We start from the raw sequence: 21,479 nt of genomic DNA, 5'->3' as shown, positions 1-21,479 counted from the left end.
TGTACCCCTTCTCCAGGAGGCTGCCACCCAGGCCAGGCTGACACGCTGCGCCATTCCTCCAGACCGGTACCTCAATCCTCTGGCTGTGCTGAACGTCCATTCCCACCTGCTCCACAGCCTCGTCCGCCCGCTGTCGCCGCTGCTGTCTCGGTACGGACTTCAGCCAGGCTGCGTACTCAACGTCTCACGGCAGGTGAACGACGGCACCCAGGACGGGTTCTGCGGCAGGAACCCGATCGAGCCCCTGGCACGACGGGCGGTGGCGGTGTCGCTCACCCGCTCCCCCATAACGGCAACCCGACCCAACGCCGGAGCCAGGACGCAGCCCGCGATCGACAGCAGCGTGATCTTGCCCGCACCGTTGGGTCCCAACAGGCCGAGGACCCGCCCCCGAAGCGCCAGGAGACACCGTCGAGCTCCAGGACGAGAGCGCGACCCACGCGGTCAGCCCCGGAACTCGACCCAGGTACCGGCGCCCCGGACACCGCGCTCACCTGCCATGACTGTTCTCCTTTCGCTTCTGGGACCGGCCACCTCTGCATGCTGTCTCACTATCTGTCTGGCCGATCCCGGAAACAGCGTAGGCACACGACGCTACGTAGAACAGTTGATCAATGTCAGCTATCGGAGGCGTGCAGCCGACCACCCGTTACCTTGTTGTCGGTCGACATGATGTCTTGTCCTTGTCGTTATAATGATCCTGAGTGCTGTTACCGGCCGCTGCAGGGCTGCCGGTAACAGCTGATCAGCAGGGACGGACCGACGGCCCTTCGAGCCCTTTTGTGACGTGGGTGCAGGGCCGGAGCCTGTTGGCTGGTCCCACACCGAGAAAACGGAAAGACGAGCTGGATGCGAGCCGATGACACAGACGTGTTCATCGGCATTGACGTGGCAAGACCGAGCACCGGGTCACAGCCCTAACCGCAGACGGGAGGAGCCTCCTCGACAGTGCCCTGCCCAACGACGAGAGTCGGCAGCGCGAAGTATACGAACGGCTCAGCAGCCACAGCCGGATGCTGGTGGCGGTGAACCAGCGCGGCACCATCGGCAGTCTGGCAGTGACGGTCACCCAGGCCACGGGCGTCACCGTAGGCTACCTGCCCGGCCTGTTGATGCGCTGGGTCACCATCCCGACCCGGGTAGCGCCAAGACCGAGGCGAGGGACGCGGAGGTGATCGCCAGCGCAGCCCGCACGGTGCCCCACACGCTCAAGTCCATCAGTACCTCGGAGGAGGATGCTACCGCCTTGCGCATGCTGCCCGCTATTGACCGGGACCTTGCCCGGAAGATCAACCAGGCCGCCAATCGGGTCCGGGGCCTGTACACCCAGGTCCATCCCGCTTCCTAGCAGGTGCTGAGCAAGTGGCTCACGCACGACGCCGTCCTGGAGGGCATGCCGCCTAACCCACCCCGCCTCCCTGCGCAAGGCGGGCCGCACAAGGACCGACGCCAGGCTCAAGGACCACGGCTCCCGCCGCCGCTCCACCTGGGTAGGCGAGCTCGAGGCCCAGCGCATGGTGGTAGTCGGCACCCGAGTTGCCGAGGCGGTAGCCCAACTGGCGAGACAACTTATCACCCTGGCCTACCACCACAGTCCAGCCCCGTACGCCATGGACCCGCGACACACAACCCGAACACAGCCCAACCGCAGGTTGACACACCACACAGAGGCACCCCCGCCAGGAGGACTTCCTGTGATCTAGTTAACTTGACGAAGCGTGGCCTCAGTGTTAATACTTGGTTCGTCGAACATCGAACTTAGGAGCAGCATGCGCACCCCCCCCTTGACGAGTGGTTCCTGCGCAAGTTCAGCGCCAAGGAACCCTGCCTAACCGCCGCGAAGTCAGCAGACGGCGCTAATGCCGTAACCGCTGAACAGCGGTTACTTGACGCGGGTCTGCTTGCCTTCGTGGCCGCAGAGACGGGCAAGCCGGATCTTCAGGATATGGCCCGGCGGGCACTAGAACGCTTTGTTGTCGCAAGCAACGATGAGACACCCCCGTCACTACTCGATGTGACCGGCGCCATCCACCCTCTCGGAGAAGCAATGAACGGCTTCGATACCGTAGTATGGGCTTTAGGTGCACTAGCCCTGAACAACGACACCCGGAAAGCCAGGAGCATCCTGGACAAACTGGCAGCTGTCGCATGGGCAGAGAACTTTACTCGGACCGGTGAAGTCCTGATCAGTGAACGCCGACTCGCTACTGCCTCAGCAGGTGTACTTCTGGCAGTCCGCGCTGGCAGCAACATCCCAATCGAAGCGATTGAAATGTTCTGGGATGGAGTGCAGTTCTGGGACCGCGTAGATGCTGCGGGAACACCAGTAAAATCTTTAGGGGCCTCGACGCATGACCTCTCGTGGGCACTCATGGCTTGCCGTTCTCTCGCGAGTCACAGTGAAGTAGGTAACAGATGGCTTCATCGCGCAGAAGTTATCGTCACGATGCTGCATAACACAGTTATTCCTACTGCCTGGCACCCAGGAATATGGAGTCGCCTCGACCGCAATAACCGCGTCTCAGTACTGTCGGAAGCCGCATTTGCTCGTGGCGACTTCTCACCGTTCCCAGCGGTGCTTGCCTCTGACCAGGCCCTGCTTTTGGTGGCGCTTCAAGGGTTTACCAGCAATGGCGCAGACATCCTGCGCGAAACGGCTCGCGAAACTCTATCATCCCTGCATGATCCCACAGGCGGCGTCAACTACGGCCAAGGAAGTTGGTTCTCCACCCCGACTGATCCGACTGTACCGCTAGATAGGCTAGTGATGGTCCCACCCCGCTCGGTAAGCGGATACAGTGTCGGCAACAGCACCTACGTACCCACTCAGAATAAGCACGCCTACACGCAGATATGCGCGCTATGGGCGGGCACCGCTGCCTCAAAGGAACACACCGCCGAGCCACCCCCAGGGCAATCGATCCAACTGATAGATTTCGACGCACGACGCCCACCAGTACCCAGAGGCACGACACCAACGCCGAGATTAAATCTAGACGCCTATCTGAACTGGCTCGAAAGGACCCGAAGCGGCACCGGGTACGGACTGACGCCGTACGCAGCACCATTGGGGTTCCGAGCAGATACAAGCGCACAGACGTTCTCAATGCTGCACGTACTCTCAGACCTCACGGTACTGGGCCGCCCTCTGCCCGACGCAAAATGGATCAGTCAATGTCTTATCGCCTGCCGCAACCCTGATGGCGGGTTTGCCGAACGCCCTGGTCTCCCGTCAGAGGTATTCACAACCTACTGTGCCGTGCTCTCTGGTCTCATTGCGAGAGCCGATTTCGGGGCCGTGGACAAAACTGCCCACTTCCTGCGTTCCGCCCAACAACATTCTGGCGGCTTCGGTAACTACCCCGGAGTAGTAGAAGATATCTGGCATACCAATCTAGCAGTTTTAGCCTTAGTTGCACTCCACGCCGAGCCAAAGGATAGTTATAGGTTAACCGGTTTTTTACGCAGTTGCCGCAATGATGATGGAGGCTATGGACAGCGGCCGGGAAGGATATCGGATGCATTCGCAACATTCCGGGCAATCGGTTCCCTGCTCGCACTCGGGGCAGAGCCCGAGCACGTCCCACAGACCATCACATACTTGAATTCTCTACAGGACCCTGGAGGCGGTTTCCGGTACCGCAGAGACGCAACCGTCAGTTTCGTAGGCTCCTACCACGCAATTGCCGGCCTTTACGTGCTCGGAATGCCCGTGCCGGATGTCGACCGCTGTCGAAGATACATCCTGAGCCGCCAAGAAGCAGACGGCGGGTTCGGTAGGCACGCAAACGGGACCTCTGAAACCACAGACGAGGGATTTATCGCGGTGCAGGCGCTGCACATGCTCAACGAATCACTAGATCGGACATGGGCGTTGATGCTAACATGACCACACTGGAAACGTACTCCATAGCGGTGAACGCAGTGCCCGAGCCCGGCACATGTCTGAGTGGATCAGTTCTAGGAAACTATACTTGGGTCCGGGCATTCAGCATGGTCACAAACTCTCGCCTCGGCAACAACGTCTTCGTGGGATACCGCTGCCTGATAGACGGAGCCACTATCCATAATTCGGCCATGATCGCAAGCAGATCTCGGATCGGAGCGGGAGCGATTATCGGAGAAGGAGCATGGGTAGGCGCGAGCGCGCACATTGATTCGGGTGTTCATGTGAGCGAAGGTGCCATCATCGGCGCTGGCGCCCATGTGACCGCCGACATACCAGCGCAAACAATTGCTCTCGGAAAACCCGCAACCCGACATATACCCAGAATAATTAATGACAGTACTGCAAGTCTAGGTATTAGGAAAACGATTGATACCGTGTCTCGTCGGACCGACTTATACAAGGCCGCTTGGCCCCCGGATGCTAAAATTGAAGCAGGCGCACTCAATGATGCGCACATCAACGGTGGAGCTGGACTCAGAGTCGCAGCTGGCAGCGTGCTAATGGGCCGTCCCACGGCAGACACTCCACACGGCGGCATCCGAATTGGAACCGATGTCACAATCGGTAGTGAGTGCATTCTCGAAGCATCTGGTGGATTAGATATCGGAAACTACTCCACCATTGGAGCAGAAGTAACAATCCTGACTTCTGGACACGACTACAGCGCTCTGAGCCTGCCGCGCATCACGACACCAGTGCGGATTGGTACGGGCGTGACTATCGAGTCTGGCGCCACACTGGTAGGACCGCTGAATATCAGCGACGACGCTCTTGTCCAAGCAGACCACATTGTTGTCCACGACGTCGCCCCAGGCGATGTATCACACTCGATCATATAAGGAAAAGTTCATGTCAAAACCCATTCTGATGGTTCCAAATGCCACTGGAAGTGGACACAATATGCGGGCACTTGCATTGGCTAGCGAGCTTCGCTCCGTGTGCCCGGAAAGAGAGATAGTCGTACTTCTTGGGTCGATGCAGGACGTTTTCGCGCCCCTGTTTGAAAGCGCAGGTGTAAAAGTAATTTCGACCGAGAACGACGTGATAAGCCATGCTCATAGCAGTCACCTAGATAAAATCCTGGATCAAGAACACTATATTAGCGGATACCTTGCGCCAACATTCCTTAACGGGTCAAAGATAATTGATTATTTAGCCTACTTCAAGGAAATTAATCCGGCTATAGTTGTCTCCGACTACAACCTTACGGCCAGCGTGGCGTCTGTTATAGGACAATATCGGCATGTGCTGATAACTGAGCGGTATGACTTCTCTCTCGCTCAAATCAGCAATGACGACTTTCGTGAGGCAGGTTTCATCGTCAACGACACAGAGATCAGTCGCGCAAGACCAACTCTGAGCATCATATTCGATTGGATTATAAGAAATTCTTCACTCGTTCTGACAGATAAACCCCCATTACCTGATCTCGATGTCGGCACTGCTTTATACTCACAACTGAATGAGCCGAATGTGCATTTCGTTGGGCCTATGACTAGACCAGCACCTAAGAACGTGAATCAAGAGCAACTTCGCCATGAACTAGGTCTCAGTACCGGCCCGCTTCTTGTGGCGTCTGTCGGCGGTATGTCAATGTTCATAGAGAACAAACAGAAAGCTATTCGGACATACCTGCATGCATTCGCACATCTTCGTAAGAGCCATTCTGATGCCGAAATGATTCTTATTGGCCGTGGAACTACTCCCCCCGCAGAGGAGGGTGTACACACCCTTAACTACATCCCAGACTGGATGCCATTACTCACTTGCGCCACTGCCTTGATCGCACAACCAGGGTGGATCACCGTGACGGAAGTCGCCGCGCTCAGAGTTCCGACAATATTTGTTCTTGGTGGACGGGGAGAATATCATGAGATCGAATCGTTACGCCGTCTTGAAGCGCTGGGCTTCCCTACGTTAGTCGAGCCTAGTCCTGACGCTCTTCATAGTCTGCTGAAAGATGCTGTAACGGGTCAACTGGCAGACCGTTGTGCAAAAGCTTTTGCTACGCTCACACCTTCGGGCGGTCGTGCAACCTTAACCGCCGCTAAGATGATTTCTCAGGTTACACCATGACTACCATCGACCTAAGTACATTACCAGTAGTAACTAGGGTTCTGCTCACAAACGATGGGTCAACAACCCGGTGTTTACAAGCTATCACCGGGACTGAGGTCCGACTTGTTGTCAACGGAGATCGGGTTCTCGAACCCGAGGAGTTCGCTACTGAGAGGATTCATCTTGGCTCACACAAAGTGGTGAGGCTCCGTCGCTCCCAACTGTTATCGGGAAACCGCGTCCTATCGACCAACATCGTGTTGTATCCGCCGGACGCTGCGGTATGGAGTTCGGATAGTCCGCTACCGCTAGGCCTGCAACTACGTGGTGCACACACGCCGCAACATCGTGAGATCCTCGCCGCCGGAGTTGATGAACAGTATCACCAGGCGTTCAAGGAATATGTTGTCGCAACCGCCATAAGTTCCAGCCTAATCTACATAAGGGAACTGTTCTCCCCTCTTGTGGCACCCATCAACAATATCCCTGCCGACTCCTCAAATGTATAGTCATACATCACAGATTTTTCAGTGGGACTAGAGAGTAACAATGACTACGGAAAATATCTCCCCAAGAACGGCGTCTGAACCGACAGTACGCCTCATTTCTTTCGCCACTCTTTTTGTCATTGGCACGGACACCTTCCTTACTGCGCCTCTGCTACCGCTTCTGCAGCGAGAGTTTAGCGTAACCGTGTCGCAATCAGGATGGCTCGTCTCGGCGTACGCTCTCGGATACGCACTGTTCGCGCTCATAGCAGGACCGGTATCAGACAGACTAGACCGGAGAAAAGTGCTTTTGTCCGGATTGATTGGATTCACGTTACTCACTGCAGCCTGCGGAGGTGCTTGGGACTTCTGGTCACTCTTCACCGCACGCCTTCTCACAGGTATTGCAGCCGCTTTTGTAACTCCACAGATTTGGGCGTCGATTCCGGTGCTGGTAGTCCCCTCTTCAATAGTGAAGACGATGGGGTACGCAACAGCGGGCCTTGCTATTGCTCAGGTGGCTGGAATTCCTATCGCGTCCTTCCTGTCCTCGCTCGGATGGAGAGTTTCCTTCTTCGCTATTGCTACTGCAGGCGCCTTGCTCTGGATCCTTCTCTATACAAGGTTCCCGAATGTGCGACCGGCCAGTGCAACGAAGGGAGGCTTATTCACTCCATATGCGTATGTTGTCCGTTCTCGACCGCTTATGCTCTCACTCTCGGCCTACCTGTTGTTCCAAACCGGAAATTTTGCCGCGCTCTCTTTCATAGGCTCCTGGTTTTCTAGGGACTTCGGGGCCACTCAAACCATGATCGGTGCTGCCATGATCGTTATCGGGCTCGGTAATGCTATCGGGTCACTAACCGGCTCGCGCCTGGTCTCACACCTTGGACAGCAGCGGTCGCTGTTGCTTGGAATCATCGCTCTTGGAGCAATTTATCTCCTGACTGCCTTCGTCCACACCATGTGGATCGCAATCGCTGTTCTCGCGCTGGGCATGCTCGTCGGCGGTTTTCTCTTCCCTGTGCTCATGAGCGAACTCCAAAGCCATACGGACCTCGCTCGAGGCACCGTGTCTTCTTTAGCAAACGCAGCCATGTATGCGGGAACGACCATCGGAGGTGCCGTCGGCGGACACCTGCTGACACAGTTTTCCGGGTACAGCGGTGTCGCTGTATTTACCGTTGTCGCCTACACCGCCTCCCTTGGCGTCTACGCTCTCGGCGGTGCATTTAGAACGGACGCTAGGTCTATTCAGTAACTATGGTGAGTAGTCCAAACCATATGTGCATCACGCAACATTCACCGCCGCCTTTTCTCATTGAAGTATACGTCTTTGTAATTGCGTAGAACTATGGCCTTAGCACCTGTTATTGCTGGCACTTATTTTCCCGGTACTCTTACAGCCTGCGGTAGGTCTTTTGGGTGCAGCTACAGGTGGCACCACGTCATTACCTCCCATCCTGGGCAATCCTCCTGTTCTATGCATCAAGAACAGGTCTCCGATGTACCAGGCAGCAAACCCTACATATGCCAAATTACCGAGTTCAAGACGCACAACGTTCCGCCGGTCAAGCAGATTGCGATGCCTCCCAGGAACAGGGAGGCAGGTATGCGCCCAGTTTGGCAGTCGGGTAGCAAGCGCTACCGCCGTCCCGTGGCATCGTACCGATCAGTTGACTAATTCACCACGAGAGGTTCACGTAGGTCGGTGGTACCCATGCAGACCACGGTATGCCTCGCGGATCCTATTTTTACGCGAGGCTGCCATGCGCCTTCCCCGGCATACCCGCCGGAAACTACGCACACAAAAGGTGCTACGGCGTCAAGAGTCCGGTAAGATGGGTCTGCAGTTGTACGAGCGAGAGACCAGAAGGGACGGGTCGTGGGCAGAGAGCGGCTGCATCACCCTACCGTGGGTGACATCGAGCTTGATCGGGTGCTCGGCGCGCTGTCAGACCCGATTCGGCGGGATATCCTCCAGCGGATCGCTTCCGATGGGCCGCAGTTCTGCGGTGACCTGAGTAACATGTATGACGTAGCTAAGTCAACGATGTCCTATCACTTCAGGGTTCTTCGAGAGTCTGGCCTTATGCACACCGAGGTTGTCGGAAAACATCGCCGCGTCACCCGCCGTGACGGCGTGATAGAGACCCTTTTCCCAGGTCTCCTGCTCTCAGTGGGACTCCCCCCTGGTGAGGGCACGTGGCGGGAGTCTGTCGATGTCTCGGAACCTGATGCCCAAATAACTAACTGAGAACCGGCACATCTGCTCACCGTCTTCGGCGTTCGACAACATGCGGACAATTCCAAGAAAATCCTTGTGGCGAGTCCATGTACTCCAGCACTACCATGGCGCAGCAGGAGTACCTCATGTCGGGGGCTGATGAACAATCTGCGGCTGTCGTCCTCGCCGTACCCGGCGGTTGTAGCTCCACCCCACCAACGGGAATCGTCCTCTGCTTACAAAGCCGTCACCTTGACTGGCCTGCGCTGACGTGATCCTGATTCTGGCTGACAGAGTACCATGACAGGTCGTGGAATAACCCTGCTCTTCTACGCGGGGAATTCCTGAACAACTCCTCTCACGAGCCTACAACGCCTTCAAGGAATCCTGTCCCCTTTTTCGCCTGTCAGCATTGGCTATATCAAGCCCTCACAAGACCATAAGCACAGTGGTGTTTTGCGAAGCCCTCGTACAGTCGCGCCCCGGCGATCAGCGCCTGACTCCCCTCAGACCCACCGCCGCAGCAGCACCGAGTCCCAGCCGCCCAGGCAGGGCGGCGCCCCCACGTGGCCGGACGAGGGCTGGACAGCCGGATCCGCGGCCTGCAGCAGCCGCCGGGCACCCGACCACTCCCCCGCGTCCAGGCCCTCGGCGGCCAGCGCCTCCCACAGGCCGCCCGTCCCGCCGTCGCCCGGCTCCTCCTCACCCGAGCCAAGCACCAGCTCCTCACGCGCGCACTGGGCGATGAGCAAGAGCTGCTCACGCCCGGTCCGCGTCTCCAGCTCGCGCAGCACCACCCAGGCGGTGGGGTGGTCGGCAGCCAGCAGGCGGAAGGTCCCCAGGGCCAGTACCTCGTCGTCGTGACGCAGGGCGATGAGTGCCCGGTAGTGCTCGAAGACCGACCCCGCCACCCCGACCTGGGCGGCGGCGTTGACCTCCCGGTACCCCGGAGTCACCGGCATCCACGGCAGGCCGGTGGTGAACCCGGCGTGTTCGGCGTCGGACCACTGCACCGGGGTGCGGGCGTTGTCCCGCGAGCTGACACGCATCGCCAACAGCAGCGCGGCCGGGTCCTCCCCCACGCCAACCCGCTCGTGGAAGTAGTTGACCGACTCCAGGTCCCGGTAGTCCTCAATCCGCTCCAGGACGGTGTTGACCATTCCCAGCTCCTCGCCCTGGTAGACGTAGGGCGTGCCCCGGTGAGCGTGGAGGATGCTGGCCAGGGTCTTGGCGGACAGCTCTCGCCAGGCCGGGTCGTCGTCACCGAACCGGGAGACGGCGCGCGGCTGGTCGTGGTTGTCCCAGTACAGGGAGTTCCAGCCGGTCTCTACCAGGTGCCCCGATGCGGGGGCAGCGCCCGCTGCCGTCCCGGCACCGCCACCTTCTGCCACGGCCTGCGGAGCCAGCCCCTCCTGCCAAGAGGCCAGGTTGCGCCTGAGAGCCACCAGGTCCACCGGTACCGGGTCGAACTTGCCGCCGCTTCCCTCGGCCAGGCCCATGTGCTCGAACTGGAAGACCATGTCCAGCTCACCACGCCCGGGCCCGGTGTAGAGCCGCGCCTGCTCACGGTCCACCCAGGCATCTCCCCCACCGTGATGACGTGTCCCGGCCTGGGGGCAAAGACCTCCCGGCTCATCTCCGCCAGGAACTCGTGGATACGCGGACCGTTGGCCGCAGCAGCCAGCCCGAGCCGTAGAGCTGCCCCTCACCCCGAGGGGCGTCGGCCAGCGGGTAGGTCTTGGAGACCAGGTTGATGACGTCCATGCGGAAGCCGTCCACGCCCCGGTCCAGCCACCAGGTCACCATGTCGTAGACAGCCCGGCGGACCTGCGGGTTCTCCCAGTTGAGGTCAGGCTGCTTCGGGGAGAACAGGTGGAGGTAGAACTCACCGCTGGCCTCGTCCCAGGCCCAGGCGGACCCGGAGAAGGCCGAGCCCCAGTTGGTGGGCTCGGTACCGGGCTGCCCCGGCTCCAGCCCCTCCACCTGGCGGGCAGACCGCCAGATGTACCAGTCGCGCCGGGCCGAGGCAAGTGAGGACCGGCTGTCGCGGAACCACTCGTGCTCGTCGCTGGTGTGGTTGACCACCAGGTCCATGACCAGGCGCATGCCCCGCTGGTGGAGGCCCGCGATGAGGGTGTCCAGGTCCTCCAGGGTCCCGAACAGGGGGTCGATGTCGCGGTAGTCGGAGATGTCGTAGCCGTTGTCGTCCTGCGGGGAGCGGTAGACGGGGCTGAGCCAGACCACGTCCACGCCCAGGGTGTCCAGGTAGTCCAGGCGGGAGGTGATGCCCGGGATGTCGCCGTACCCGTCGCCGTTGGTGTCCTGGAAGGAGCGCGGGTAGACCTGGTAGACGACGGCGCGGCGCCACCAGTCCTTCTCGGTGCCGACGTGCCGGGCGGAGACGACCAGGGGCGGGACGGTGAGGCTCATGGGGGTCCTTCTACAACGGTGGAGAGGGCAGGGCTGAGGGCGCTGGGCCAGCCCGACGGACAGCCGATTCTGCCAGACTTGCTGCACGTCTTCAGCCTTCGAACCTGGCCGTGTAACCGGCCGACTCTCATGTTCCTGCGGTTACGTCCTGCGAGCAGCCACCAAGGACGTGCGCCTCACACACCTTGGACGCCCTGCACCCCCGCTTGCACGCCCTGTGCGCCCTCGGGGTGCGCCGCGCGTCCCGCTGTACGTAGCGCCCCTCAAGAGGTCTGGCCTCGCGCCCTCGGGGCGCGCCGCGCACCCCGAGGTGCGACCCTTCTGCCATGACCTCTCCGCTGTCGCGCGGCCCCAGCACCCCGCGCCCGGCCCCGGCCCGTCCGCAGGCCCTGGTGACCGGCCCTACCTACCGGTTCACGGTGCTCACCAGCCGACTCATCCGCATGGAGTACTCCCCCACCGGGGCCTTCACCGATGCCGCCACCCAGCTCGTCACCACCCGCGACCTGGGTGAGCCGCCCGCCTTCCGTGTCATGACCGGGCCGGACCGGGTGGAGGTCGTCACCGAGCACCTCCACCTCACCCACGTGCCCTCCCTGGGCTTCACCCGCTCCGGGCTCAACGTGCGTCTGCGCCGGGCCAGCGCCGCGCCCCACGGCGGCGCCTGGTACCACGGTGACACCTGGGACCCTGCGGAAACCTTCCCGACCAACCTGGGCGGCACCACCCGCACCCTTGACGAGGTTGACGGGCGCGCGGCCCTGGACCCGGGCCTGCTGTCCCTGACCGGGATCGCGGTGCTGGACGACTCCGCCTCCCTGCTTCTGACCCACGACGAGTGGGTCGAGCCCCGCGCCTCAGGCTGCGGCACCGAGGGCGGGGACAGCAGCGGCGTCCCCCGGGAGGGTTCCGCCGACGACCCCCACAACACCCACCTCAGCAGCTCCCGCAGCGGCTTTCAGGGCACTGCCCAGGAGCTCCACCAGGCAGCCCAGGCATCCCAGGACCTCTACCTCTTTGGCTACGCCCAGGACTACCGTGCCGCCCTGAACGACTTCTTCCGCCTCACCGGTCCCAGCCCGCTCATCCCCCGGGCGCTGCTGGGCAACTGGTGGAGCCGCTACCATGCCTACAGCGCCGAGGAGTACCTGGCGCTCATGGACCGCTTTGCTGCCGAGGGCCTGCCCTTCTCCGTGGCCGTCATCGACATGGACTGGCACCTGGTTGACATCGATCCGGCGATCGGCACGGGGTGGACGGGCTACACCTGGAACCACGACCTCTTCCCGGACCCCCGCTCCTTCCTGGAGGCCCTGCACCAGCGCGGGATGCTGGTCACCCTCAACGTCCACCCGGCCCAGGGCGTGCGCCGCCACGAGGAGGCCTACCAGGCGGTGTGCCACGACCTGGGCCTGGACCCGGCGGCCGGGGAGGACGTCCCCTTCAGCATCGCGGACCGTGACTTCGTACGAGCCTACCTGGAGCAGGTGCACCACCCCCTGGAGGAGCAGGGCGTGGACTTCTGGTGGTTAGACTGGCAGCAGGGAGGTACCACGACCCTCCCCGGGCTGGACCCCCTGTGGATGCTCAACCACGTCCACTACCTCGACTCCGGCCGTCAGGGGCGCCGCCCGGTCACCTTCTCCCGCTATGCCGACCCCTCCAGCCACCGCACACCGGTCGGCTTCTCCGGGGACACGGTCGCCACCTGGGACTCCCTGCGCTTCCAGCCGGAGTTCACCGCGACGGCAGCCAACATCGGCTACTACTGGTGGTCCAACGACATCGGCGGGCACATGCTGGGCCAGCGCGACGACGACATGGCCGCCCGCTGGGTCCAGCTGGGCTGCTTCTCCCCGGTCAACCGACTGCACTCCACCTCCTCGGAGTTCAACTCCAAGGAGCCGTGGCGCTACCGCCGCGACGCGCGCGCCACCATGGGCGCCTACCTGCGGCTGCGCCACCGTCTGGTCCCCTACCTCTACACCTGGGCCAGGCGCTCGGTGGTCGAGGGCGTTGGCCCGGTACGCCCCCTCTACCACGACTACCCGGACCAGGCGGGTGCCTACGAGCTCCGTCAGACCTTCCTCTTCGGGGACCTGCTGGTTGTCCCGTTCACCAGCCCCCTGGACCCCGTGACGGGCCTGGGACGTGAGCCTGCCTGGCTACCGGAGGGTGTGTGGTACGACCTGCCCACGGGACGCCGTTATGACGCAACCACCCCAGCCGGTGAGGGTAGCGGGCGCAGGCTCGTCCTTTCCAGGCCTCTGGAGCGCACCGTAGTCCTGGCGCGTGCGGGCAGCGTCATCCCTCTGGCAGGCAGCGTGGACGAACCCGCGTCCCACAATCCGCGCGAGCTGGAGCTGGTGGTCCTCCCCGGTGCCGACGGTAGCACCGTCCTGGAGGAGGACGACGGCTCAGCGGCTCCCGGGCCGCAAGCCGTGGCCCGCACGGTGATCGAGCTGGAGTGGCCGGGCAGCCAGGCGACGGACTGCAAGGAGCCGGGCACCCAGGTGACAGCGGGTGCTACGACAGGTCACCAGGGGCGGGCTGTCGTGCGTGTCCGGCTTGAGGGAGCCGCCCACGTGGTGCCGCAGGCACGGCACCTGAGGCTGCGGCTTCTAGCGGGCTCCTGCTCGGGGGCGGTACTGCGGCACGCACAAGGCCACACCCCCGGCCCTGCCGAGCCCACAGGGCTCACAGGACTTTCAAAGCCCTCCAAGCCCTTAGAGTCCTCGGGGCTGCCCGTGAGGCAGGTCGAGGCCGACGGCTTCACCCTGGGCGCGGGCACTGAGGTGGACCTGGGCTGGCTGAGCGCCCAGGAGCTGGTTGACGGCGTGGAGGTGGTGCTAGCCGACGCCGTACAGGCTCCGGCACCCTGGCCTCAGGAGGTCTACAACCTACTGGAGGCGGCACAGCTGCCCTACGAGGTCAAGGACCGCTCCTGGGCGGCGGTGCAGCGGGGGCTGAGCGGGGCCGCGCTGCTGGCCGAGCTGGAGGCCGTGGGCCTGCCCGACTCCCTGCGCAGCGCGGTCGCTGAGGTGCTGTAGCTGAGGTGCTGTAAGGTGTGAGCGAGCACCAGGCGAACACCGTCAGCGCATCTGGCCCCATGGAGTTGGCCGCAGACCGTGCCGTGCTCTGCCCCCGTGCACCCCGGCCTGCCGACGAGGCCCAGGGCTCTCCGGCCTTCCGCGACCTTACCTGTGCTCGTCGCACTCAGCCCAGGCACAGCGGCCTGAAGACGCGCGCCTAAGCTACGCCTTAAGAGTCCAGGCGGACAACGACGTCACGGTGCCGGGTTCCCGGGACACCAGTGGCGGTGATACTGACCTCCTGGACCGAGCCGTTCGTCCTGCGCAGCCTGACCCGCACAGCACGGGTGGGCTCTGTGCTGCCCACCGCCTCCGCCATCAGGGCGTGCAGCTCCACCAGGTCCTCCGGCGAACCGTCAACGAGCCCCCTGAGGCCCCCGACGTAGCCGAGACGCTCCCGCCGCCACGACGGTGACGTCATGAGAACATCGAGTGTCATCGCATCGACGACCGCCATCGGCTCCCTGGCCAGCCCCATGACCCCGTGCAGCACGTCGTCAACCCGGGCCGCACTGTCGTCCTGCTCAAAAGCCATGTCGCGGAAAGTCTCAGGCACCTCATAGCTCAAACCCAGCAGAACGATCTTGTCGTCATTGGGAGCAACCGGAGCGGCCGTGCCGACCGAGCGCAGGTGGCGCCTTCCCCGTACGGGCGAGCCGTAGCCTGTCACTACATGGTAGGTGAGATACCTGTACACACCCGCCGTGCCTGGCAGCCCGTCACGAATCCCGTCCCGGATTGAGCGGTTGACCCGCATCTGGTCCGCCTGGTCGACCAGCTCGTTGGCCCACTCACCCACCTCCCAGTAGCCCCGCTGCTGCTGGGCCGCACCCGGGTCGACGTCGTAGATGAGAAAGAGGTTACGGTCCCAGTAGGTACGTCTGCGCGGGGTGGGCTCACCGTCCTCGTCCCGCTCGATCTCCCACTCCCACGAGCCCACCAGAGGGAGGTCAGGAATACTAGCCTCGGCGGGGAAGACTCCCGCCAGCACACCAACAGTCCTGGCTGAGCGGGGCGAGCCTACCGGGTGCAGCCTGACGACCCACTGGGTCCCGGCATGCGAGACCTCCTCGCGGACATGCTTGGCGTCCTGGGCGGCTCGGGCCACCCGCCCCTCATCCAGAAGCAGCCGACGCGTCAGGGAGCGGGAGACCTTGCGCGCCGAGACAGGCCCGCAGGGCTGGTCGTCAACGAGCACCAGCTGCCTGAGGTCCTGGCCGCAGAACAGTCCCCAGGAACCAACGTCGAACGGTATAGACACCCTGTCAGGTCCTTTCCTTGTCCCTTGTCCAGCCCGGCCTGGCACGGCCCGGCAGAATGTGCCCACGGCATGCCGCTCCTGCGTGGCACGTCCGGCACAGCCCAGGTAGTAGAGTAACGAAAGAACAACGAGTCAGGACTTGTACCCCTGCGTCGGCAGACGGCAGGCGGTGTCCGGTGCGTTGGTAGACGACACACGGTATCCGCCGCCCTCCTGCCGGAGGAGGCTGAGACCACGTGACATCTCTGAGTTGCGCCCGCCACGCCCGTCTCTGCGGCGCAGGACGGCCTGCCGGCGCCCGGGAACTCCCTGTTTCGCCTATTGCGGCATACCCCGCTTCCTCCTTCCCCGGACCTGCGCCGTGGCAGCCGTCCGCAGCGCGCCGCCCACCACTGCGGCAGCATGCACCTCCCTCGCTCCGGCGGACCTCGGTCCCAGCCGACCTCAGCAGCCACAGCATCCCCATGCGGGAGCGTCAGCCGCTACAGCCTGCAGGGCGGGAACTGGGCACCGGCACAAGCGGGTTCAGCCACGCGCGTTAGCACCACCCACCACCGCTGACGGTCGCGCGCCCCGACAACACCCCCACGACTTCCACGACGCGGACCCAACGAGCCGACAGCCACGACACGACCCCCACGGAGAACACCATGCCACTGACCATCACCCCCCTCCAGGACACCCGGAGCCCGGCGGACACCACCCAACCCTCCAAGGAGCCCAGCCACCTGTGGCAGGGCACGATCGACTCGATGAGCGCCATGGTCATCGTGTTCCCGGACAACAGCACCGACGGCCGCGCCCGCAGCGACATCTACAACCTCTACCTGGCCAACGACGAGCGGCCCGCCGCCACTCTGGAGGTCGATATCGACACTACCCGCGTCGTGGGACGCACCGGGTTCGGCTCCGCCCTGCCCAGCGGGCACACCGCCATCGACGCCCTCACCGAGATCGTGCGCACCCACCGTGCGATCGTCATGGACCACGTGAAGTAGGTGGAAGCAGCCTACGGGGAAAGCCCCCGCCAGCCTCTGTGACCGTGCAGCCACCGACGTGCCAGACGCCTCATCCGTCCCCGATTCACCGCCCAAACAACCGGGTGGCAGAATGGCTGGACGACGCCCCGCCCGGCGTCATCCAGTCCAGGAGAGAAATGGCAGACCAGTCAGAACCAGCCACGAGCGGCTCCGCCCCAGCGGGAGCCGCGCAGGCCTCAGCGGAGCCCGCTAGCGGAGCCAGTACAACCGGCCAGGCTGGCACGACACAGGGCATGACCTTCCGCCCGGACCGACGCTTCTGGGTGGTCTATGGCTGCCTCATGCTGGTGATGTTCCTGTCCGCCATGTACCAGACCGTGGTGGCCACCGCCCTGCCCACCATCGTGGGAGACCTAGGCGGGGTCTCGCGCATGTCCTGGGCCATCACCGCCTACACCCTGGCCCAGACGGTAGCGATGCCCGTCTACGGCAGGCTCGGCGACACCATAGGGCGCAAGCCCCTCTACCTGGTGGCCATCGCCCTGTTCGTGGGCGGCTCGGCACTGTGCGGCACATCGACGAGCATGGAGATGTTCGTCGCCTTCCGGTTCCTCCAGGGGCTGGGCGGGGGCGGGCTCATCATCTCCTCCCAGGCCATCACCGGGGACCTCATCCCGCCGCGGGTACGTGCCACCTACACGGCCCCGCTGGGTGCCATGTTCGGCCTGGCCTCGATCCTGGGGCCGCTGCTGGGCGGATGGCTCACCGACGTCCTGAGCTGGCGGTGGGTCTTCTGGTTCTTCCTCCCCTTCGGTACCGCCGCCTGGGTCCTGGTCGCGCTGAACCTGCAGCTGCCGCGCCGCCACGTACGCGTGCGTATCGACTGGCTGGGCCTGGCCCTGGCCAACACCGGGGCGGTCGGCACCGTGCTCATCGCTACCTGGGGAGGTGCCCTCTACCCGTGGAGCAGCCCGGTGATCCTGGGGCTGGGTCTGCTGACCCTCCTGGCCTGGGGCGCGCTCCTCCCGGTGGAGAGGCGCGCCGCCGAGCCGATCATGCCCCCCTCCATCCTCACCAACCGGACCTTCGCGGTCGCCACGGTTGTCTCAGTCCTAGCCCTGGGCTGCCTGTTCGGTATCAACGGGTACCTGCCCACCTACCTGCAGATGGTCTACGGTGTCTCCGCCTCCGCCTCCGGCCTGCTGCTGGTGCCCGGGGCCGCGGGGATGGTGATGGGCTCCATGCTGTCGGGCGCGCTGGTCACCCGCACGGGCCGCTACCGGCTCTACCCGGTCGTGGGCAGCCTCCTGGGTGCGGCGGGGATGGCTGTCATCGGCCTGGCCAACCAGGCGACGCCGCTGTGGTGGATGTGCGCGGGAGTATTTGTCCTCAGCCTAGGCATAGGCCTGTTCTTCCAGCTGATCGTCCTGGTCATCCAGAACGCGCTGCCCGCCTCCGTCCTGGGCACCGCCACCAGCGCCAACAACTTCTTCCGCGAGATCGGGGTCTCCCTGGGCAACACGATCGTCGGCGTCGTCTTCACCTCCCGGCTCACCTCCGCCCTGACCGCAGCGGGGCTCAGCTCCCAGGACTCCTCCAGCCTGACCCCGCAGGCGGTCAGGGAGCTGGGTCCGGCGGTGCACGCCAGTGTCGTCAGCGCCTACGTGGACAGCCTGTCCCCCGTAGTGCTGGCTCTGGTCCCGGTGCTCCTGCTGTCCGCCCTGGTCGCCCTGGGCTTCGAGGCGATCCCCTTGTCAGCCAGAACCGGCCTGGAGCAGCGTGAGCTGGAGAAGGCGCTCACCGCCGACCCGACGCCCCTGGCCGGGGATGTGCCCCTGACCGGAGACGAGACGCAGCCTGAGGCAGGTCAGAGAACGCCCGAGGCGTGACCCAGGAGCGCCGGACAGGCTCCAGCCCTGCCGCCCTGAACGGGCGGGACGTACAGCGGCCTCTTCCGGGGCGCTGTCCCGTCGCAGTCTGCTGCCTGGCAGGCAGAGCACGAGATCATCACCGAACCACCGCGTCGCAGATCACCTACCATGACACGACCTCCGAACCCATAATAGGCGGCATGTATCTGCGCGGTAATGGTTCCCACTGGCGTCACAGAACTGCTGCCACGGCCCTCCTGGCCGCTGCGACCCTTACCCTGAGCACTCTTCTCCCAGTCTCACCGTCACAGGCAGGGGAGACCAGGGGTACCAGTGCCCCCGGGGACGCTGCGGGCACCAGCAGTAGCGACAGCGGCACCAACGTCACCACCCCGGCCCTGTACCCCGCGCCCCAGTCCCTCACCTGGGAGGGCCCGCAGGTGGACCTGACCGGCGCCGTAGAGCTCGTCACTGTCGGTGACGCAGCAGACGCGGACACAGCGGACGGTGACGCAGCAGACGCCGTCACGTTGGTGCGGGAGCTGGTCACCGGCTCCGGCGGCACGCTGAGCACCCCAGGTACTCCAGAAAGCCCGGCTGTCGCGGACTCCGAGGCCTCAGCCCCAGCGGGCGCCTCCCCCGCAGCCCGGGTCGTAGTGGGGACCGCCGGTCCTGACGCCTCCGGCTACCTTGAGGGAGACAGGGCAGTGCCCGAGCACGAGGAGGGCTACCTGCTGGCCACCACGACCGCTGCTGACGGGCTTCCCACCGTCGTGGTCCTGGGCGGCGGTCCCGACGGGCTCTTCTACGCCGCCAGGACCCTGGGAGAGGTCACCCAGGACGGTGTCGTGGCCGGGATCCAGGCCACCGACGAGCCTGCGATGGACGTGCGAGGCGTGGTGGAAGGGTTCTACGGGATCCCCTGGAGCCACGAGGCCCGGCTGGACGCCCTGGACTACATGGCTCGGTGGCGGATGAACACCTACGTCTACGCCCCCAAGGACGACGTCTACCTGCGTGACCAGTGGCGCGAGCCCTACCCCGACGAGGAGCTGGACCGCCTGGCAGAGCTGGTGCAGCACGCTCGCTCCCGTCACGTGGAGCTTGTGGTGGCCCTGTCCCCCGGCGAGGACATCTGCTACTCCTCCCAGGACGACCTCACGGCTGTGGAGGCCGTCTTCGACCAGCTGGGCGAGGCGGGGGTGGACAGCTTCTACCTGGCCCTGGACGACACGCCACAGTCCCTGGAGTGCGAGGCGGACCGGGAGGTCTTCACCGACCCTGACCCCTCCGTCGCGCTGGCTACCGCACAGGCCCACCTCCTCAACCATATCCAGACCGACTACGTCGAGGCCAACGGCCTCCCGGACCTGTGGACAGTCCCGACCGAATACACGGGAACACAGGCCACGGCCTACACCACCGCCTTCGGCCAGGCCCTCGACGACGCCGTGCAGGTCCAGTGGACCGGGGAGGCCGTGGTCACCGACAACCTGACCACCCAGCAGGCCGCCCAGGCCGCCCGCAACTACGACACCACCAGCCTGGTGGTGTGGGACAACTTCCCCGCCAACGACGGGGACAACCAGTCCCGCCTCTTCCTGGGAGCCGTGCCCGCCCGCGACACCACCCTGGCGAGTGCCGTCACCGGGATCACCACCAACCCCATGATCCAGCCCTACGCCTCCCGGCTGGCGCTGGCCGAGTACGCCAGCTACTCCTGGAACCCCACGGCGCACGACCCCCAGGCAGCGCGTGACACCGCGGTCGCCGACCTCGTCGGCGAGGACTCGGGCCCGGTCTGGGAGACGGCGCAGGCCTTCATCGACGTCCACAGGCCGTGGGAGTTTGCCGCCTGGGAGGCGACCGAGACCTGGGAGGAGGTCAACGCCGTCACGCAGGCGCTGGACACCGATGACGACACCGCGCTGGGCGACAGCGCCGCCCGGCTGCGCTCCCGCCTGGCACTGCTGCGTGACGCGCCCACGACCCTGGCCTCCATGGAGGAGAGGGGCTTCTATGACGACGTCAGCCCCTGGGTCGAGGCGACGTCCGACTGGGCCGAGGCCGGGCTCGCTGCCGTGGACCTCCTCATGGCACTGCGTACCGAGGACACTGCCACCGCTCAGGCGGCCAGCACGACCATGGACCAGGCCGTCTCCCGGGCGGAGCAGCCCCGTGTTGCCTCGCTGAAGGGGACGAGCGTGGTCGAGGACGCCGTAGTGCCCCAGCTCGGCGAGACCGCGCTCAGCGAGCTGGTAGACTACGCCGCTGCCGCCTGGCAGGCTCGCTAGCCGCGCGCCCCAGGGAGCAGGTCAGCCCCGTGGTGCCAGCTCCTCCCCTCGCTTTCGCTCAGCCGTTTTATCAGATAGCATCCGGGACGTAGCAGCGACAATGCCGGTACCCGTAGGAGATTGCCCCAGGCGGTACTCATTCCTCCCACCCACAAGGAGTGCTGATGCCTACCTTGACAAGCAGGCTAGCGCGCATGCTGCTCATGCGGGCAACCAGCAGTGACAGCACTGGGGACGCCGGACGCGTGGAGGAGCAGGAGGACGCGCTGGACAGGCTCGTGTGGCCGGAGGTCCTGTCCATGGAGAACCTGGCGGACGCCGTGGGCCGGGCCTGCGGCATGAACGTCGTGCTCAACCCGATCCCCAGCGAGCTACAGAGCGCCGAGGTCAACGGCGTGACCGTGTCCGTGGGCGCCACGGCCATGGTCTACTACGACTCCCGGCTGTCACCGCTCAACCGTACCCAGACGATCCTGCACGAGCTCGCCCACGTCCTGCACGGTGACATCTGTGCCGAGCACACCACGGCGAGCTGCCGGACCACGTTTGGCAGCGTACGGGAGCGGCGCGCCGAGATCACCGCCATGCGCATGATGTTCGAGGTCTACCGACGTAACCGCAACTCGACCGTCCTCAGCTTCCTCGTCGGCAGGGCGGGAGCCAACCGGTAGTCCTGCGACCCCCTGCCTGGGCACGCAGAAACCGCCTGCCCAGGTTGCCGCGACGTCACGCCCGTAACGAGGCCTGCTCACGTCCAGGCCGCCGCACCAGCTCAGAGCCGAGCGCAGCAGGCGGGGTGCGGCGGGGCAGCAGTCCCCGCGTGGGCAGC

The 21,479-nt window shown here is 64.0% G+C and carries 14 protein-coding genes and 2 pseudogenes; 13 read left to right on the top strand and 3 right to left on the bottom strand.

The annotated features are described in order from the left end of the window. Positions 1-159: 159 nt before the first annotated feature. Positions 160-402, bottom strand: coding sequence for an ATP-binding cassette domain-containing protein (locus D5R93_RS03970; RefSeq protein ID WP_120203937.1), 243 nt, complete (start codon positions 400-402; stop codon positions 160-162). A gap of 548 nt (positions 403-950) precedes the next feature. Here D5R93_RS03970 and D5R93_RS14490 point away from each other — a divergent pair. The 8 genes and pseudogenes from D5R93_RS14490 to D5R93_RS03945 all read left to right on the top strand — a co-directional run. Next, positions 951-1,175 (top strand): annotated as a pseudogene (locus tag D5R93_RS14490) (IS110 family transposase); the annotation flags it as partial. Next, positions 1,172-1,348 carry an IS110 family transposase gene (locus D5R93_RS14485; protein WP_162933819.1) on the top strand — a complete coding sequence of 59 codons (177 nt, stop codon included), beginning with the start codon at positions 1,172-1,174 and terminating at the stop codon, positions 1,346-1,348. The pseudogene D5R93_RS14490 and the gene D5R93_RS14485, both read left to right, overlap by 4 nt. Before the next feature lie 561 nt (positions 1,349-1,909). After that, positions 1,910-3,889 (top strand): prenyltransferase/squalene oxidase repeat-containing protein, encoded by a 1,980-nt coding sequence (locus tag D5R93_RS03960; protein WP_120203932.1) that lies wholly within the window; start codon positions 1,910-1,912, stop codon positions 3,887-3,889. Between the two features lie 188 nt (positions 3,890-4,077). Continuing rightward, a complete protein-coding gene (locus D5R93_RS03955) occupies positions 4,078-4,788 on the top strand; it encodes a DapH/DapD/GlmU-related protein (protein WP_162933818.1) in 711 nt (236 codons plus the stop codon). 10 nt (positions 4,789-4,798) lie between these two features. Continuing rightward, complete coding sequence (locus tag D5R93_RS13125; protein ID WP_162933817.1) at positions 4,799-6,025, top strand: glycosyltransferase family protein; 1,227 nt, start codon at positions 4,799-4,801, stop codon at positions 6,023-6,025. Continuing rightward, complete coding sequence (locus tag D5R93_RS13120) at positions 6,022-6,516, top strand: hypothetical protein (protein WP_162933816.1); 495 nt, start codon at positions 6,022-6,024, stop codon at positions 6,514-6,516. Before D5R93_RS13125 ends, D5R93_RS13120 begins: the two co-directional genes overlap by 4 nt. Positions 6,517-6,556: 40 nt before the next feature. Then, the gene (locus D5R93_RS03950) at positions 6,557-7,756 is read left to right on the top strand and encodes an MFS transporter (RefSeq protein WP_120203927.1); all 1,200 of its coding nucleotides are present in this window, start codon (positions 6,557-6,559) and stop codon (positions 7,754-7,756) included. A gap of 654 nt (positions 7,757-8,410) precedes the next feature. After that, positions 8,411-8,752: an ArsR/SmtB family transcription factor gene (locus D5R93_RS03945; protein WP_243106933.1), complete on the top strand. Its 342-nt coding sequence runs from the start codon at positions 8,411-8,413 to the stop codon at positions 8,750-8,752. A 476-nt stretch (positions 8,753-9,228) separates the two neighbouring features. Here D5R93_RS03945 and D5R93_RS13915 read toward each other — a convergent pair. After that, a pseudogene (locus tag D5R93_RS13915) lies at positions 9,229-11,152 on the bottom strand (alpha-glucosidase). A gap of 326 nt (positions 11,153-11,478) precedes the next feature. Between D5R93_RS13915 and D5R93_RS03935 the strand changes: the two are divergent. After that, positions 11,479-14,202, top strand: coding sequence for a glycoside hydrolase family 31 protein (locus tag D5R93_RS03935; RefSeq protein ID WP_243106932.1), 2,724 nt, complete (start codon positions 11,479-11,481; stop codon positions 14,200-14,202). 211 nt (positions 14,203-14,413) lie between these two features. Here D5R93_RS03935 and D5R93_RS03930 read toward each other — a convergent pair whose 3' ends face one another. After that, entirely contained in the window at positions 14,414-15,505 is a 1,092-nt protein-coding gene (locus D5R93_RS03930) for a hypothetical protein (protein WP_120203922.1), read from the bottom strand. 650 nt (positions 15,506-16,155) lie between these two features. Here D5R93_RS03930 and D5R93_RS03920 point away from each other — a divergent pair. The 4 genes from D5R93_RS03920 (at position 16,156) to D5R93_RS03905 (ending at position 21,321) form a co-directional block, all read left to right on the top strand. Further along, entirely contained in the window at positions 16,156-16,503 is a 348-nt protein-coding gene (locus D5R93_RS03920) for a hypothetical protein (RefSeq protein ID WP_162933813.1), read from the top strand. A gap of 158 nt (positions 16,504-16,661) precedes the next feature. Further along, a complete protein-coding gene (locus tag D5R93_RS03915) occupies positions 16,662-18,374 on the top strand; it encodes an MDR family MFS transporter (protein ID WP_243106931.1) in 1,713 nt (570 codons plus the stop codon). Positions 18,375-18,556: 182 nt separating this feature from the next. Beyond that, complete coding sequence (locus D5R93_RS03910) at positions 18,557-20,650, top strand: glycoside hydrolase family 84 protein (protein WP_120203915.1); 2,094 nt, start codon at positions 18,557-18,559, stop codon at positions 20,648-20,650. A gap of 164 nt (positions 20,651-20,814) precedes the next feature. After that, entirely contained in the window at positions 20,815-21,321 is a 507-nt protein-coding gene (locus tag D5R93_RS03905) for an ImmA/IrrE family metallo-endopeptidase (protein ID WP_147392845.1), read from the top strand. Positions 21,322-21,479: the final 158 nt, after the last annotated feature.

The organism is Actinomyces lilanjuaniae, from assembly GCF_003606385.1.
Lineage (GTDB): Bacteria > Actinomycetota > Actinomycetes > Actinomycetales > Actinomycetaceae > Actinomyces > Actinomyces lilanjuaniae.
Note: the sequence above shows the minus strand (reverse complement) of the source record. Positions and strands in the feature narration are given on the sequence as shown.